Raw genomic sequence first — 15,124 nt, 5'->3', positions numbered from 1 at the left:
ACACTGCTGCCACCTGTTTGAGCGCCTACTGTGATGGCGCCTGTACCAGCGTCTTGACGGACGATACCTGCGGTGCCAGCAGCTACGTTGTCGACAGTCGTCTTAACCTCTTTAATATTATCAATTAGTTTATTACTTACCGCATAGATCTGGCTACCATTAATCGCATCGGTAGAAGTTGCAGACAGCGCTCCTGGTGCCACGTTTTTGATCTGCCGCTCATTACCTTTGCTCCCAACAGAAACTTGGCGACCAGTATTATCAGCAGTTCCCGCGAAACCTGTAAAACCTGTAAATTCGATACCATTTACTGTTGCTGAAGTCACTTTTGTAGCGTCAGTGGCAGTGCTACTACCTGCTCCTAAAGCAACTGAACCATCTTTGCTTGACGTTGCTCCTACTCCTAATGCAGTAGAAGCTACACCATTTGCTTGTGTACGAGTACCAAAAGATGTTGATAAATTCCCTAATGCCGATGCTTGCACACCAATGGCTATCGCTCCACTACCAGTAGTCGTACCGTAATACTGATTATTTGCTCCCGTCTGCCCATCATAGGCTCGAATCAAATTGTCACCTGTCAGAGTCTTATAGGTTTGTGCAGCGGCGCTATTATTATTGGTTCCAGCTACCTTATTTAGATCATCTCCACCGATAGCGATAGAGGAATCGCCCGAAGCACGTATATTAGCACCTATACCTACTGATTGATCTCCTTTGGTTTGCGCATCAAAGCCAATAGCGACACTTTGACCACCTTGCGTTTGGCCTGCATTTACTTGAGTGGTCGCATTACCACCTATAGCAATCGCATTAGTTCCAGCAGAATTACTTCCGCAGCCTACTGCAATATCCCCAGTAGAATTATTTGCAACATTTCCTCCTGTACCACAGTTAGGCGTGTCTATTGAATTGTTACCTACAGCTGCCACTGCCTGCACGCTGAACCCAGCAGCAGTCATCCCTATACATAATGCGCTAAGACGCAGTAATTTTGCCCCTCCTGTACTGACAGTAGTAGCAGAGCTAGAACTCACCGTGCTGCTTGAGGATTTACCACGGCTCTTGGCATATTCAGCTACAGCAGTAAAGCAGCCAAGCGAACGATTCCATACGACTTTATAATTGCGATTCATGCTCTCTTCCTTAGGTACTAGATATTAGGTATTAGGTATCTTGATAGGTATGAGTAAGACCAGCAGTTGAGAGCATGAAAGTTAGCGTTCAAGCACTCTATGCTTTGTAAGGGGAATAAAAATTTTTAAGCTTTAACTCTTATTTAATTTTGCTTTCTTATCAATAACTTAGATAATGATTATGAAAAAAATTATTATTTTAATTGTACTGGTAAGCAATTAGTTGAACAATACCGCTTATCTTGTCATAGATACCGTTTATCTGATTTGTTATTAAATGTAACTACACATCTCAAAATGTGTTTTTAGTATTTAAGTCTATATAAATATTATTGAATATATAAATAAAGGTCTGATCGCTTGAGAGAAAATATCTGGTCAAAAAACTTTCATACAGTAATAGTGGTCAAAATAGCTATTTATCTATCATAGAAATTCTTTTAGTATGTTAGGAGTGACGTATACTAATAAAGCGTTATAAAAACTGTACTGACGGATATGTACTACTAACGGACTATAAGGATATGCAAATGTTAGGAAAGATGATGTATCAACCGCTGCTCATCAGCAGCCTAATCGAACACGCTGATAGATATCACGGCGATACGGCTGTCTACTCAAAAGAAGTCGATGGCACCATGACCCAAAGCGACTGGTCAACGATCTCTGATAACTCAAAACGTTTGGCGAATGCCTTACAAAAGCTAGGACTCAACGCCTCAGATCGCATAGCGACTCTCGCGTGGAATAACCGCCGCCACTTAGAAGCTTGGTATGCTATTTCTGGCAGCGGCTTAGTTTGTCACACCATTAATCCACGCCTCTTCCCTGAGCAGCTCAGCTACATTATCAACGACGCTGAGGATCAAGTGCTATTCTTTGATGTGACTTTTTTGCCGCTTATCGCTGCTATTAAAGATCATATCAAAGGCATCAAGCACTTTATCTTATTAGGCGATCGTGATGAAAAAGTACTAGAGCAGCTACCTGAGGTGCTGTTTTTTGATGAATTAATCGCTGACGAGGAGCCGGATTTTGACTGGCCAGAGCTGGATGAAACCACCGCCAGCTCGTTATGCTATACCTCAGGCACCACCGGCAATCCAAAAGGCATACTCTATTCGCATCGCTCCTCAGTACTACATGCTATGGCGCTGTGTATGCCGGACGTCTCATCGCTATCGGCACAAGATGTGCTGTTGCCAGTCGTACCGATGTTTCATGTCAATGCTTGGGGCACGCCTTATGCAGCGGCGATTGTGGGTTGCTCATTGATCTTGCCAGGACCGAATCTCGATGGTGATAGTTTGGTCTCAGTGATTGATGATTATAAAGTAACGATTGCGCTAGGTGTGCCGACCATTTGGCAAGGCTTACTAAACGCAGCTAAAAACAGCGGTAGCAAACTTGAGAGCATGACTCGTACTATCGTTGGCGGCGCTGCCTGTCCGCCATCAGTGATCAAGACCTTTCGAGAAGACTTCAACTGCGACGCGATACATGGTTGGGGTATGACAGAGACAAGCCCGCTAGGCACTATGAATCAGATTAAGGCGAAACACAAATCACTGAGTCGCGAGGAGATCAATGAGCTGCGCAAGTCGCAAGGTCGTCCGCCATTTGGCGTTGAGCTACGTCTCATGGATACCGAAAACCCAGAGCAAAAAGTCGCTGAGGATGGCGAGTCGCAAGGTCGTCTGCAAATTCGCGGGCATTGGGTCATTGATGATTATTTCACTCATAGACCCGATGCTATCACTGACGATGGCTGGTTTGACACCGGTGATATCGCCACTATCGACTCCGATGGTTATATGAATATTCGCGATCGCTCCAAAGATCTGATCAAATCAGGCGGCGAATGGATATCTTCTGTGGAATTGGAAAACATCGCCGCCGGTCATCCTGAGGTAAAAATGGCGGCTGCCATTGCTGCAAAGCATGAACAGTGGAGCGAGCGCCCAGTGCTGATTGTGGTCAAAGAGGATGGCTCAAGCGTCAGTGAAGCGCAGATATTAGAGTTTTATCAAGACAAAGTTGCCAGCTGGCAGATCCCTGACAAGGTAGTCTTTGTCGATAATATTGTCTTGAACGGTGCGGGTAAAATGATGAAAAATAACTTACGCGATGAGCACGGCGATGTGCTGCTGAACTCGTAACCATCTATAAGTGAAATTATAGATAGGTAAAAGCTAAGCTGCCGCTATTGAGTTACGATAATAAGCAAAGCCTGCTATCACGCAGGCTTTGCTTATATTAATATAGTCGATCCACTATAAAATAAATACAGTGCTACTGGTATAAGTTTTCTTTGCTTGCTGTGCGACTACATCACTGTTCGATGCTGCATAAAATTCATCCCAGTAGCACGCCGTAACATCTGTACTCTTTTTATTTAGGACTCACTATATTGCTCTATCCTCTAATCACGATAACTCGCGCCAATGCAGCCACAGCCGCGTATCTAGCTCAACCTGATGATAGTCTGGCTGCATGTGATTGCAAAGCTGATAAAAGGCTTTACTGTGCTCTTTTTCTTTAAAATGCGCGAGCTCATGTACTACTATCATACGCAAAAACTCTAGCGGCGCTTCCTTAAACACACTCGCTACGGTAATGCTATTGTGCGATTTGAGCTTACTACCCTGCACCCGCGATTGATAAGTATGAATGCCTAACGCCTGTTTTAGTGTACTAAGCTTACTGTCATACTTCACTTGCGATAAAGGGCTGCTTTTTCGCATATAGTCATTTTTGATGTCATTGATATACTGATACAGCGCTTTATCGCTTTGGATTTGATGCGTATTTGGATACTTATTATTTAAGTACTCGCCAAGCTGTCCATTGCTAATAAGCTTGGCCACTTGCGTTTGGATAGACTCAGGATAATGCGCGATGTATTTAAGGTTGACCATAAAGTTTATTTTATATTGAATCAGATATTCTGATATAAAGCCTGACACGCTTTGGCAAAGTCTTCGGGCGTATTAAAATTAGTTAAGTCTTGCCACTGCGAATCAAAAGCTACTTTTTGACAAATCGGCTCTATAAAGCGCATGACTCGGCGTTGACCACTATCGAGATAAGCGCGTAGTTCATGTTCGATAGCTAGTTGATATAAGGCTAATAACGGATATAAATGACTGTCATCACTTAAGCAAACGACTGATTTATTGTTGTCCTTTAAGTCAATAGCAGCGCTTAATTGTGGCCAAAGCTCAGTGGCTTTAATTAAGCTGTCGCAGCTGATAACCATTAAATAAGCCGCTGATTGAACCGCAGAGTTTTTATTATTTACTAATGGGATTAGCGCTTGTAGTGCTGACTCAATCGCAACTAAGGCACCGCCCGTATCATTCTGTCCATAATCTTTAATATGAAAGATAGGAGCTGTAGCGTGAGTCATTAACTCTTCATCAACCTTAAAACCACGCTCATTATCAGCAATTATAATCGGCACGTTTAATTCGATAGCGTGCCTGACATGATAGTCCAGTAGGGTCTCACCGCTGAGCAGCCTTAGCTTAGCTTTGGGCGAACCCATGCGTTTAGAGTTACCACCTGCCAAAATGACAACTCCGGCTAATTGTATATTTGCTACGACCACGGGAACGGCTGCACTTCTACGCTTTCACCTGCTTTCAAGTCACCGCTGTCTTTTGCTAAGACGATGAGACAATTGGCTTGGCTTAATTGTTTGATACGGTGCGATTGCTGCTTAGCAAAGGCTTTAACACTGAACTCACCGTCAAAACCATCACCATTTCTCGATAATATTCCGCGCTGAAAATCTTTACGTCCGGCTGACTTTCTGACATCATTTTCAAGCTTAGCCTGTATGGTTCTCGCCATCGGCATATCGCCAACACTAACGCCAGACAACCGCCACAAAGACGGAATGACGAGCTGTAGCGTACCTACCAAAGTAGACAATGGATTACCCGGTAGCCCAAAAAACAGTACAGGTTTTGCAAGACGGTTATCGCTATCTCCTAATAACTCGCCAAAGACAAAGGGCTTGCCGGGTTTCATCGCTACTTTATAATGGTTGATTTTACCGAGTTGCTCAATGACTGTAGTCAAAAAGTCATAATCACCGACCGATACGCCAGCGGTAGAGATGAGCACATCGCATTCCTTCATAGCCTTAGTGACGCTGGCGACAGTCTGCTCTAAGTTATCTGGGATAATACCGTAATCCTCGATCGTTATCGGCAGCCCTGATAATAGGGATTTCAGCGTTGGGGTGTTGGAGTTATAGATTTGCGCTAAGCCCTCTAACGGCTGACCGATAGCGACTAACTCATCGCCTGTCGCCACGACTCCAACCTTTAGAGGCTGATAGACTTCAACTTCTGCCATTCCTAAATTAGCCAGTAAGCTAATATCAGCAGGATTAAGACGTTTGCCCTTTTGCAAGACTATCTCGCCGACTGCGATCTCCTCGCCTTGCTTGCGAATATTATTATCGGTTTTAGCCGCTTGCGTCAGCATTATATTGTAAGGCTTTGATTTATCAATCGATGCACGTATCTCAGCAAAGTTAGTATTCTCTTGCATAACGACGGTATCGCCATCGTCTGGCACGACAGCACCGGTAAAGATGCGAATGCCTTGTCCCGCGCTTAGCTTACCTGTAAAGGGATTACCCGCTTGCGACTCGCCAACGATTTCAATAGTACTGTCTGCATCGAGCGTACTGTCTGCAGCGATACTATAGCCATCCATCGCTGAGACGTTTTGTCTAGGTACATTAAATGGCGAGACGATATCTTGCGCTAAGATATGATTTTGGCTCGCTAACAAATCGATAGTTTGCGTTGCCCGTCTAGCTATTGGAAAATCGTGCTGATTATGCTGCTCAATACGCTGAGTGATAGCTTGTTGCAAATCTTCTAAAGTAATCATGAAATGGGTACTTCCCTATCAGTAATTTATTATTGTTTTTTGAGAGTTATAGACAATGTAAACTTTTTAGCGCGCTGGGCATACCTTACGCCTACTTTAGCTTTTTGTGAATGGTATTAGTATAATAAGTTACTCTATCATCACGTAAAAATCCAGCTAGTCCTAGGCCATAACGCTCTGCTACTCGCACCGCGGTACTAGTCGGCGCCGACATACCCACGAGCCAAGGCAGCTGCATCCGTATGGCTTTTTGCACCAGCTCGATGGATAATCTTGAGGTCATCACCACACAATCAACCTCCGCCTTTTGTCTTAATTGCCAACCAATTAGTTTATCTAAAGCATTATGACGGCCAACATCTTCAAACAGATATAGCTGATCTTTGTGCAAACTTGCAGCCGCATGTACTGCCCCCGTCAGCTGATGGGTATGCTGCATAGCATCGACTTGCGCTCTAATGCTTAAAAGAGACTGCAAACTTGGCTTAGCGGTTTTCGTTTTTTTGTTAAGGACATAGTGACTAAGATCAGGTAAAGCTTGATTGAGCCCCGTGATACCGCACATCCCGCAGCCCGTCCGTCCTGCTAGCTGCCGTTTTTGTGCTTGAATACGCTGATGACGGCGCTGACTCAGGACTAATTCGACCAGATAAGTATCGTAGTCCAATAAATGCTCAAAATTGCTATGATTAGGTTGAATAGTTTCAGCGGCGTCCTGAGTAAAAGCCTTTAATTTTGCTGCATCACTGAGTTGCGTCACTTCCCAATCGAGCAAATCACGACTATGCTCAATCAGCCCTTCGCTATATAAAAAACCAAGCGCTAGCTCTTCGAGCTGATTGGGGCTAGCCATGAGTACCGCGTAATGAATACCATTGATAACGATAGCCACCGCTGCTTCTATGGCAAGGCTCGCTGACTGGTTTTCGACGCTGACAGGCTTTGAGTGTTGATTATCAGATAGTGTCAGATTTAGAGTGTTATTTGGAGCATAATTGTGCTTTTGCGTCAGATGACTGCGTGCTAGCGGTACTGCAGCTGTCGAAACAATACCTTGTTCTGACTCTTTGTAAGTTATGTCAGTGCTATCTTTAGCCATCATTAGCTAGCGAACTCACTTATCATTTAATATTAAAAATAGTGGGTTATATTGAGCTAACCCACCTTATAACCTCAGGCAAAAACAGTTAAGCTGAGTTCAGACGGCTCTCAGGGTTATGGTCTTGGCTGACTTGTTCTGTGCTGACTCGCTCTACTATCACCGTTGAGGACTTATAAGCGGGTATGTGCGAGCTTGGCGCATGCGTATCTAAGTCAAATAAATCATTACACTCAGGATAATATGCGGCTACCGCATTGGCAGCGATATCCATCTCGGTCAATACTAACGGCCCTAACGTGCGCATCTGCTCATGGCTATCTTGCCGTGAGATTATTACTGCATCGCCTTTTTGCCAACCCAAACGGCTGATCTCATCCGGATGCATAAACAGCACATCGCGGCGCTCAGTTTGACGATAGCGATCTTGGTAGCCAAATATCATGGTATTGAACTGATCATGACTGCGCACACTCGTGAGCTGCCAGACTTTTTGCGAGTGAGTAGCTACCGTACTCTCATCCAAGCTATTGTCTATCTCAGCTTGCAAATCTTCAGACGCCTCCGCCATTTGCCGAGCGACAAAGGTAATCGGATACTTGGGTACTTCAAACTGCGCTTTACCGCTATCGGTATTCCAGACCCGATGACGCGCCGGATGATACAGATGAAAACCGCGATCCGCCGCGCGAACGCGCTCATTGAAGTCCTCAAAACCCTCGATAGCTTGCGCCACATAATCACGAATGATATCGAAGTCTTGACTCATTTTTTGCCAAGGGATGTCAGTATCGTCACCTAACACATGCGTTGCTAAATCAGCGATGATCTGCACCTCTGATTTGATATCCTTACTGATAGGTTTGAGATTACCTTGCGAGCGTGAGACCTGACACATAGAATCTTCTGTGGTGGCAAACTGCTCGCCCTTTGCGGTAATAATTTTTTCAGTGCGGCTGATACAAGGCAGAATAATATTGTTCGCGCCTGGATATAGCATAGTGCCATTGAGCTTAGTACCGACAAAGACATTGAGATCAGTAGTCGTTAATGCCTGCTGAATCGCGCTCATATCAGGGGCTGCAACGGCATAGTTACCGCCCATACTGACAAAAGCTTTTAGCTTACCTTCAATTAATGCTTTGGCGCCGCCGACGACGTCGAAGCCATCTTCTTGCGGCATCGGACGCTTAAAGACGCGCTCTAAGCTATCAAGTAGTTCTTGCTTAGGGCGCTCATGCACGCCCATAGTGCGATCGCCTTGGACGTTTGAATGACCGCGTACCGGGGAGGCGCCAGCCCCGTCGACACCTATCATGCCCATCAGCAACAACAGATTGGTAATCATCGCCACATTATCATCGCCTTGTACATGCTGGGTGATACCCATACCCCAAGTGCAGATGGTCTTAGGACTAGCAGCCACTTGTTTTGCTAGTGCGATAATCTGTGCTTGCTCAATACCGCAGCCCAGCTCAATATCCGCCCAAGTCTGCTTACCAATCCACTGCTTGAGTGGCTCGTATCCTGAGGTGTGCTCAGTGATAAAGTCGTCGTTGATTTTATCATTATCAATCAGCCACTTTGCTAAACCTGTTAATAAGGCAGCATCACCGCCGATCTGAATTTGCACCACGTCATAGACCATAGCATCGCTTTGCCCCGCGGCCATATGGCTAGGCTTTTGCGGATTTCTAAAGGCGCTAAGGCCCTGTTCGCGCATCGGATTGACTGAGATAATTTTGCAGCCTAGCTTGTGCGCATGAGCGAGCATTTCAAGCATACGCGGGTGGTTAGTTGCCGGATTTTGACCGAACATAATGATTAGTTTGGCTTGCTCAAAGTCTTCTAGCATTACGGTGGCTTTGCCTACGCCTAGCTGCTTGCCGAGCATCACTGAGGTCGGCTCATGACACATATTGGAGCAATCGGGTAGATTGTTGGTGCCATAGCAGCGCACAAAGAGTTGGTACAAGAAGGCCGGCTCATTAGTAACGCGGCCTGAAGTATAGAACAGCGCTTCATCTGGTGAGGCGAGCTTGTTTAATTGTTCAGCGATGATTTTATACGCAGCATCCCAAGCAATGGGTAGATATTTGTCTTGCTTGGCATCATAGCGCATCGGCTCAGATAAACGGCCACTATGCTCAAGCTCATAACCACTCCAACCTTGGAGCTGGCTTACGGTATGGCGAGCAAAAAACTGAGCGTCGGCTTTAACGGACATGGTTTCGCTAGCGAGTACTTTGATCCCCGTCTCGCAGACATCAAAGGTCTTATGCGACTTGTGATCAGGCCAAGCGCAGCCTGGGCAATCAAAACCTCCATTCGGCTGATTGCTTTGTAGCACGCTTAAACTACCACGCAAAAACGACTTATAATCCATCAGTTTGCGAGTAGAGGCTATCAGTGCAGGCCAGCCAGCGGCGGGATGAGAATAAATAGGAATTTTTCGCATAGCAAACCTCGCGCACAAATGAGTTAAAAACGGATAGTGGTGACTTTATCTTAGCACTACTTTTACGCAAGTAAACACGCCTATAATAAAAAGTAGCAAAACTCCTTAAACCAGTACCAACTGAGTCATATTAACCCTTCATAATCCTACACTTAACTATCCATCGCCTCTTAGGCACTAATCGTTATTTATTCATTATCAAAACACGATAAAAAGACCTTATAGAAGCTAACTCTAAAGAGTAACCGTAAAAAGTAATTATAAGTTGTTTATTAAAAGGGCATTGAGTTTTATTAGCGCGCCTATTAGGCAAGTCTTAGCGGACTTGCCTATCTTTATGGCTCATGCTTTTATCCCTTCTATTCTTAACACTCCATAAAGACACTCAGCAAAATCTATTGTTATTCCCCTATTTCTATTTTTATGACTCTATTAAAGTAAGGATGTACCATGATAGCTATTAAGCGTTCACGCTTAGCAGTAGTAACCGTCAGTCTTAGTGCAGCCTTAGCACTTAGCGCTTGCGGACCAGCCAATGAACAAGCGGCCCCCACTCCTGAAGACGCTGCAGCCGCCTCAGATCTACATCATGACCATGATATGAGTGGCAAAGACTTAGCTATGAATGACGATATCACTCATAGTGAGCCGACCACGCCTATGTATCAAGAATACAATGATTCTATGACTCAAATGCACAGTGAGATGATGATCGGCATGGCCTACAATGACCCTGATTCAGCTTTTGCTCAGGGGATGTTAGGTCATCACCTTGGCGCCGTTGATATGGCTAAGATTCAGCTAAAATACGGTAAAGATCCAGAGATGCTACAACTGGCGCAAGAGATCATCGACGCGCAAGAAACCGAGATAGAGCAAATGCAGAACTGGTTAAACAGTCACCCTGATGTCGCAGCTCCTATGGCTGACACTGCGGCTATGCAGCAAGCTTACGCCACTGGTATGAATGATATGCATGGTGAGATGACGCTTGGTATTACCGACCCTAACCCTGATATGGCCTTTGCACGCGGTATGCTACCGCATCACAAAGGGGCGGTAGATATGGCTGCAGTGCAGCTGGAGTATGGGAAAGATCCAGAAATGCTGCAACTGGCGCAAGAGATCATCGACGCGCAAGAAGCCGAAATAGAGCAAATGCAAAACTGGATCAAAGCTAATGGCGGTAAAGTGCCTAGCGCTTGATTTCTAGTGCTTGTTTCCTATTACACGATGCTGGTTAGCTAAAAGTAACGAGCAGTCTTTGACAAGATATTAATTAAAAACTAACCCTGACTAACGATAAGTTTACTCAGGGTTTTTTGTTCATATAAAGCACTCTTGTACTATTAGTTATAAACCAATAGCTATAAACCAAAATTAATTATGTGCCAAAATTTTTAGAGCATTACTTTTAGACCAGTACTTTTAAACCAGTACTTTTAGATTAGTACTTTTAGATTAGTAACAACCATCACTACCCCACTAATCACCATCAATAAAATCAGCATCACTCGAAACTGCTTAACACTCATGCCCGCCAAAAAGCGCTTACCAATGACATTACCGATAATAGCGCCTAGCCCCAATACGAGACCGTAGAGCCAAAGCTGAGCGGTCAGCACGCCAAAAAAAGCATAGCTACCAATCTGAGCCAACCCTACAAAAAACGAGTTGGCCGTTTTGGTGGCGATTAAATCTTCTTTTTGTAGTCCCGTGTTCATATAAAACGGATTGAGAACAGGCCCTAGACCACCAACGATAGTGCTTATAGAAGCCGTGATAAACCCTAAAGGTATAAACCCCATTTTGGGCATATAAAAGGTCTTATCTACTTGTCCAAAGCGATATTGAAAAATAGTCGACATTAGAAATAGACCAACCAATAATTGGATCCATTGCCCATCAAGACGACTAAACAAAAATGCCGCCAGCCACGCGCCGATGATAGCGCTTGGCACATAGTATTTTATCAATGACCAGTCGATATCCTGCCAAAATAAATATAGCCGCGAAGGGCGACTAATAAAAGTACCTAGATTAATAATGGGAGCGGCTGATGAGGCACCGAGTAGCCAAGAGGTAACGGGTATCAGCAGCAAGGCACCACCGCCACCTGATACGGTAGAGAGTATAAAAGCAATCATACCCGTCAAGAACAAGCCTATTAAATGCCAACTGGGAATAGCTGACAATGTATTGAACAATACATCAAGCAATGTATCGAACATTGCGGTTGACGCTGCTAGGGCTGCAAACACTACCATTTCAAATCCTAATCCAAAAACTTCTCTTTAATAGCTCGTTGCAAATAGCTATCTGACTCATAATAAGTAGGTTTGTTGCACATACTCCACGCACCAATCATGAAAGGTTTGCGCAGCAGGTGAGATCGTCTTATTGGCTCGTTTAAAAATACCGATTTGCCGGGTCAAAACCGGCTTGAGTAGCGGCAGCCAAATAAGATCAGGCTCATTAGATGGAAAGGCTAATTTGGGCAAGGTAGTGATACCAAGATCGTGACGTAATAAGGAAAATAAGGAAGTAATATTTTCAACCGTATAACGCGCTTGCCGATTCAGCACCTCAGCAGGGGTATTCTCCAGCAGGACACAAGTGCCATTATAGATGAATGGCTGTTCAACGAGTTGCTGCCAACGCAGCCCTTGTACTGACTTTGACTGACTTTGACTGAAATTCAGTGGGTTATCTCGCAGACAAACCACGCCAACTGGATCCGATATCAAAGGCGTAAAGTCGATATCGGCTTGATTGATAGTATTGCAATTTCCCAACGCCAGATCCACCTCTCCTGCCAATAACCTATTGGCGACGCCAACTGAATTATCATCTATTAATACAATCTCAATATCGGGATATTTTTTGGAATATTCGGCCAACACGCTAGGTAATAATTTGGTCACTAGTGACGGTACGCTTGCGACTCTGATTTTTCCTTTATCGCCCGCCGCAACCGACTGCAAATCCTCCTCGAGCGCTTGATAAACCGCCATAAACTGCGCGATTTTCGGCAAACAAACCTCACCAAAGGCGCTAAGACTAGCTTTGTTACCGCTCTCGAATAAAGGCTGACCAAGCGATTTTTCTAGCTCCTTGATAGACGCCGATAACGCCGCTTGCGTGCGATGCGCACGCTCTGCTGCGGCGCGAAAACCGCCCTCTTCTACCACTAATAAAAAATGGCGCAGCTGTTGTATTTTCATAATGGTTCTGCCCAAAACGATTAATCTATAACTTAGCTTAGATGATAAATTAAATCTATCATTATTAATATTTAATGAGTTAGATTTGTCAGACTGAAACGAGTAGCATTAATGCTAACCACAGGACTATTAATCAGAACTATTAAACGACGATTTAAAGTTGTGATATCTGTTTATGATATTTATTTATGTTATTTAAGGAAGCTAGGGTTATGACCACTCATTCAGCCAAACAAGCGGTAAAAACGTCACTTTACGCCTCAAAAGCGCCCCTTGAGTGGGCAGTCACGAGTAATGGTACCTTATACACCGCGCAAATCCCGATCGATGACAAAGGGGAGGTTGTTGCCGGTGGCATCGAAGCACAAACGCGGCAAACACTCGATAACCTTAAGCACACCTTAGAGAGCGCAGGCGTTGGCATGGACGCGGTATTACAAGTGCTGATCTATGTCACCGATCGCGACTACCTCAAAACCGTCAACCAAGTCTATGCCGAATACTTTGCAGCGCCTTATCCCAACCGAGCAGCGCTCGTGATAGCGGGACTGGCTCGCGAGGAGATGCTAGTTGAGCTAGTGGTCTATGCTGCTGTGCCTTAAGCGCTTTATAGGTTATTAAATATAATTATATTTGAATCAAGATTTTTCATTCCTTCAAACTATTTTACTAAGGATTTATTTATGTCTACTCAAACCGCACAAAGCACGCTCAAACAAGACCCAACCCAAGCGCTTTATATCAATGGCGAATGGCAAGCGGGTACAGATACTATTGATAACATCAACCCATCGGATACCAGCCAAAACTTAGGCGAGTTTGCGCAAGCTAGCACCGACCAAGTCAAAGATGCTATTGCTGCGGCGCGCCAAGCTCAGCCAAAATGGGAAGCCACGCCGCTTGAGAAGAAGCAATCTATCTTGCAAGCGATTGGTGATGAGATGATCGCGCGCTGTGACGAATTAGGCACGCTGCTATCGCTAGAAGAAGGTAAGCCGTTTGCGGAAGGTCGCGGCGAGATTTATCGCGCTGGTCAATTTTTTCATTATTACGCGGCCGAAGTCTTACGTCAAATGGGCGATTTAGCAGACTCAGTACGTCCAGGGGTAAAAGTCGAAGTCACCCGTGAAGCGGTCGGCGTCGTCGCTATTATCTCCCCTTGGAACTTCCCAACGGCTACGGCGGTATGGAAAATTGCGCCGGCTCTAGCTTTTGGTAATAGCGTGATTTGGAAGCCTGCGAACTTAACCCCAGCCAGCGCCGTTGCTATGGCGGAGATTATCCACCGTCAAGGTCTACCAGAAGGCACCTTTAACTTGCTATTAGGCGGTGGCTCCTCTGTGGGCAACGCGCTGATTAACTCGACCGACATCGATGCGGTGAGCTTTACTGGCTCCGTACCGACCGGCCGAAAAGTCGCTGCCGCTACCGCGCCTAACTTCGTGCGTTGCCAGTTAGAGATGGGCAGCAAGAACGCCTTGGTCATCGCTGATGATGCCGATATGCAAATCGCGGTTGATGCGGCGATTGGCGGCGCGTTTGGCGGCTCAGGACAGAAATGTACTGCTTCCTCACGCCTCATCGTGATGGATAGTGTCCATGACGCCTTTGTCGAAGCTATGGTCGAACGCATGAAAACTCTAAAAGTTGGTCACGCATTAGATGACGGTATCTTCATGGGACCCGTTGTCGATGACAAGCAGCTGGCATCGAACATGGAGTGGGTTGAAAAAGCCAAACAAGCAGGCGCCAATCTAGCTTATGGTGGCGAGCGTTTAGAGATGCAGCATGACGGTTATTATATGGCGCCAACCTTGTTTACTGAGACCGAAAATAGCTGGGATATCAACCAAGAAGAAGTGTTTGCGCCCTTAGCTTGTGTGATACGCGCTAAGAACTTGGAAGAAGCCATTGCCATGACCAACGATACGCGCTTTGGATTGACCGGCGGCATTATCACTCAAAGCCTACGCAGTAGCGCCATGTTCAAAGAGCAAGTGCAAGCGGGCTGCGTTATGGTCAATCTGGCGACAGCGGGTACTGATTATCATGTACCGTTTGGTGGCCGTAAACAGTCAAGCTTTGGCCCGCGTGAGCAAGGTCAATACGCCAAAGAGTTTTATACCATCGTCAAGACCGCTTACCAAAAGGCGTATTAATTTTTTATAAAAATAAAATCGTAGTTGATATAGAAAAAGTGTGACTGGGATGCATTTTTTGCAGCCTCTGTAAGCGAGACGAGCAGCAAGCCAAAAAATTTATACCAGTTACAAATTAAAATCTATGACATTACGTC

12 protein-coding genes are annotated in these 15,124 nt (G+C 45.2%); 4 read left to right on the top strand and 8 right to left on the bottom strand.

The features are described from left to right. Positions 1-1,136, bottom strand: a 1,136-nt coding sequence (locus tag ACS8FD_RS02885) for an ESPR domain-containing protein (RefSeq protein WP_439274370.1), incomplete at its 3' end; no start/stop codon positions are given. 530 nt (positions 1,137-1,666) lie between these two features. Between ACS8FD_RS02885 and ACS8FD_RS02880 the strand changes: the two genes are divergently transcribed. After that, positions 1,667-3,295, top strand: a complete 1,629-nt coding sequence (locus tag ACS8FD_RS02880) for a long-chain-fatty-acid--CoA ligase (RefSeq protein WP_439274377.1) — start codon at positions 1,667-1,669, stop codon at positions 3,293-3,295. 267 nt (positions 3,296-3,562) lie between these two features. Here ACS8FD_RS02880 and ACS8FD_RS02875 read toward each other — a convergent pair whose 3' ends face one another. From ACS8FD_RS02875 to ACS8FD_RS02855, 5 genes are all read right to left on the bottom strand, one after another. After that, on the bottom strand, positions 3,563-4,054 hold the full coding sequence (locus ACS8FD_RS02875) for a YgjP-like metallopeptidase domain-containing protein (RefSeq protein ID WP_439274369.1): 492 nt from the start codon (positions 4,052-4,054) through the stop codon (positions 3,563-3,565). Positions 4,055-4,074: 20 nt separating this feature from the next. Then, complete coding sequence (gene mobA, locus ACS8FD_RS02870) at positions 4,075-4,746, bottom strand: molybdenum cofactor guanylyltransferase (protein ID WP_439274368.1); 672 nt, start codon at positions 4,744-4,746, stop codon at positions 4,075-4,077. Then, positions 4,737-6,047 carry a molybdopterin molybdotransferase MoeA gene (locus tag ACS8FD_RS02865; protein WP_439274367.1) on the bottom strand — a complete coding sequence of 437 codons (1,311 nt, stop codon included), beginning with the start codon at positions 6,045-6,047 and terminating at the stop codon, positions 4,737-4,739. The genes mobA and ACS8FD_RS02865 overlap by 10 nt, the downstream gene beginning before the upstream one ends. A 91-nt stretch (positions 6,048-6,138) precedes the next feature. After that, the gene (fdhD, locus tag ACS8FD_RS02860) at positions 6,139-7,149 is read right to left on the bottom strand and encodes a formate dehydrogenase accessory sulfurtransferase FdhD (protein WP_439274366.1); all 1,011 of its coding nucleotides are present in this window, start codon (positions 7,147-7,149) and stop codon (positions 6,139-6,141) included. An 85-nt stretch (positions 7,150-7,234) separates the two neighbouring features. Then, positions 7,235-9,604 carry an FdhF/YdeP family oxidoreductase gene (locus ACS8FD_RS02855; RefSeq protein WP_439274365.1) on the bottom strand — a complete coding sequence of 790 codons (2,370 nt, stop codon included), beginning with the start codon at positions 9,602-9,604 and terminating at the stop codon, positions 7,235-7,237. Between the two features lie 450 nt (positions 9,605-10,054). Here ACS8FD_RS02855 and copM point away from each other — a divergent pair, with 450 nt between their 5' ends. Further along, a complete protein-coding gene (gene copM, locus ACS8FD_RS02850) occupies positions 10,055-10,810 on the top strand; it encodes a CopM family metallochaperone (RefSeq protein ID WP_439274364.1) in 756 nt (251 codons plus the stop codon). Positions 10,811-11,046: 236 nt separating this feature from the next. Here copM and ACS8FD_RS02845 read toward each other — a convergent pair whose 3' ends face one another. Continuing rightward, the gene (locus ACS8FD_RS02845) at positions 11,047-11,871 is read right to left on the bottom strand and encodes a sulfite exporter TauE/SafE family protein (RefSeq protein WP_439274363.1); all 825 of its coding nucleotides are present in this window, start codon (positions 11,869-11,871) and stop codon (positions 11,047-11,049) included. 57 nt (positions 11,872-11,928) lie between these two features. Then, positions 11,929-12,828 (bottom strand): LysR family transcriptional regulator, encoded by a 900-nt coding sequence (locus ACS8FD_RS02840; protein ID WP_439274362.1) that lies wholly within the window; start codon positions 12,826-12,828, stop codon positions 11,929-11,931. Positions 12,829-13,040: 212 nt separating this feature from the next. Between ACS8FD_RS02840 and ACS8FD_RS02835 the strand changes: the two genes are divergently transcribed. Together ACS8FD_RS02835 and ACS8FD_RS02830 are read left to right on the top strand one after the other, a co-directional pair. Next, entirely contained in the window at positions 13,041-13,430 is a 390-nt protein-coding gene (locus tag ACS8FD_RS02835; protein ID WP_439274361.1) for a RidA family protein, read from the top strand. An 81-nt stretch (positions 13,431-13,511) separates the two neighbouring features. Continuing rightward, positions 13,512-14,987, top strand: coding sequence for an aldehyde dehydrogenase family protein (locus tag ACS8FD_RS02830; RefSeq protein ID WP_439274360.1), 1,476 nt, complete (start codon positions 13,512-13,514; stop codon positions 14,985-14,987). Positions 14,988-15,124 lie beyond the last annotated feature (137 nt).

Source organism: Psychrobacter sp. 1U2 (assembly GCF_051847575.1).
Note: the sequence above shows the minus strand (reverse complement) of the source record. Positions and strands in the feature narration are given on the sequence as shown.

Coding starts and splice junctions, on each gene's coding strand:
- ACS8FD_RS02840 (WP_439274362.1), bottom strand. CDS start 12,828: ATGAAAATACAACAGCTGCGCCATTTTTTATTAGTGGTAGAAGAGGGC.
- copM (WP_439274364.1), top strand. CDS start 10,055: ATGATAGCTATTAAGCGTTCACGCTTAGCAGTAGTAACCGTCAGTCTT.
- fdhD (WP_439274366.1), bottom strand. CDS start 7,149: ATGATGGCTAAAGATAGCACTGACATAACTTACAAAGAGTCAGAACAA.
- ACS8FD_RS02830 (WP_439274360.1), top strand. CDS start 13,512: ATGTCTACTCAAACCGCACAAAGCACGCTCAAACAAGACCCAACCCAA.
- ACS8FD_RS02835 (WP_439274361.1), top strand. CDS start 13,041: ATGACCACTCATTCAGCCAAACAAGCGGTAAAAACGTCACTTTACGCC.
- ACS8FD_RS02875 (WP_439274369.1), bottom strand. CDS start 4,054: ATGGTCAACCTTAAATACATCGCGCATTATCCTGAGTCTATCCAAACG.
- ACS8FD_RS02855 (WP_439274365.1), bottom strand. CDS start 9,604: ATGCGAAAAATTCCTATTTATTCTCATCCCGCCGCTGGCTGGCCTGCA.
- ACS8FD_RS02845 (WP_439274363.1), bottom strand. CDS start 11,871: ATGGTAGTGTTTGCAGCCCTAGCAGCGTCAACCGCAATGTTCGATACA.
- ACS8FD_RS02880 (WP_439274377.1), top strand. CDS start 1,667: ATGTTAGGAAAGATGATGTATCAACCGCTGCTCATCAGCAGCCTAATC.
- ACS8FD_RS02865 (WP_439274367.1), bottom strand. CDS start 6,047: ATGATTACTTTAGAAGATTTGCAACAAGCTATCACTCAGCGTATTGAG.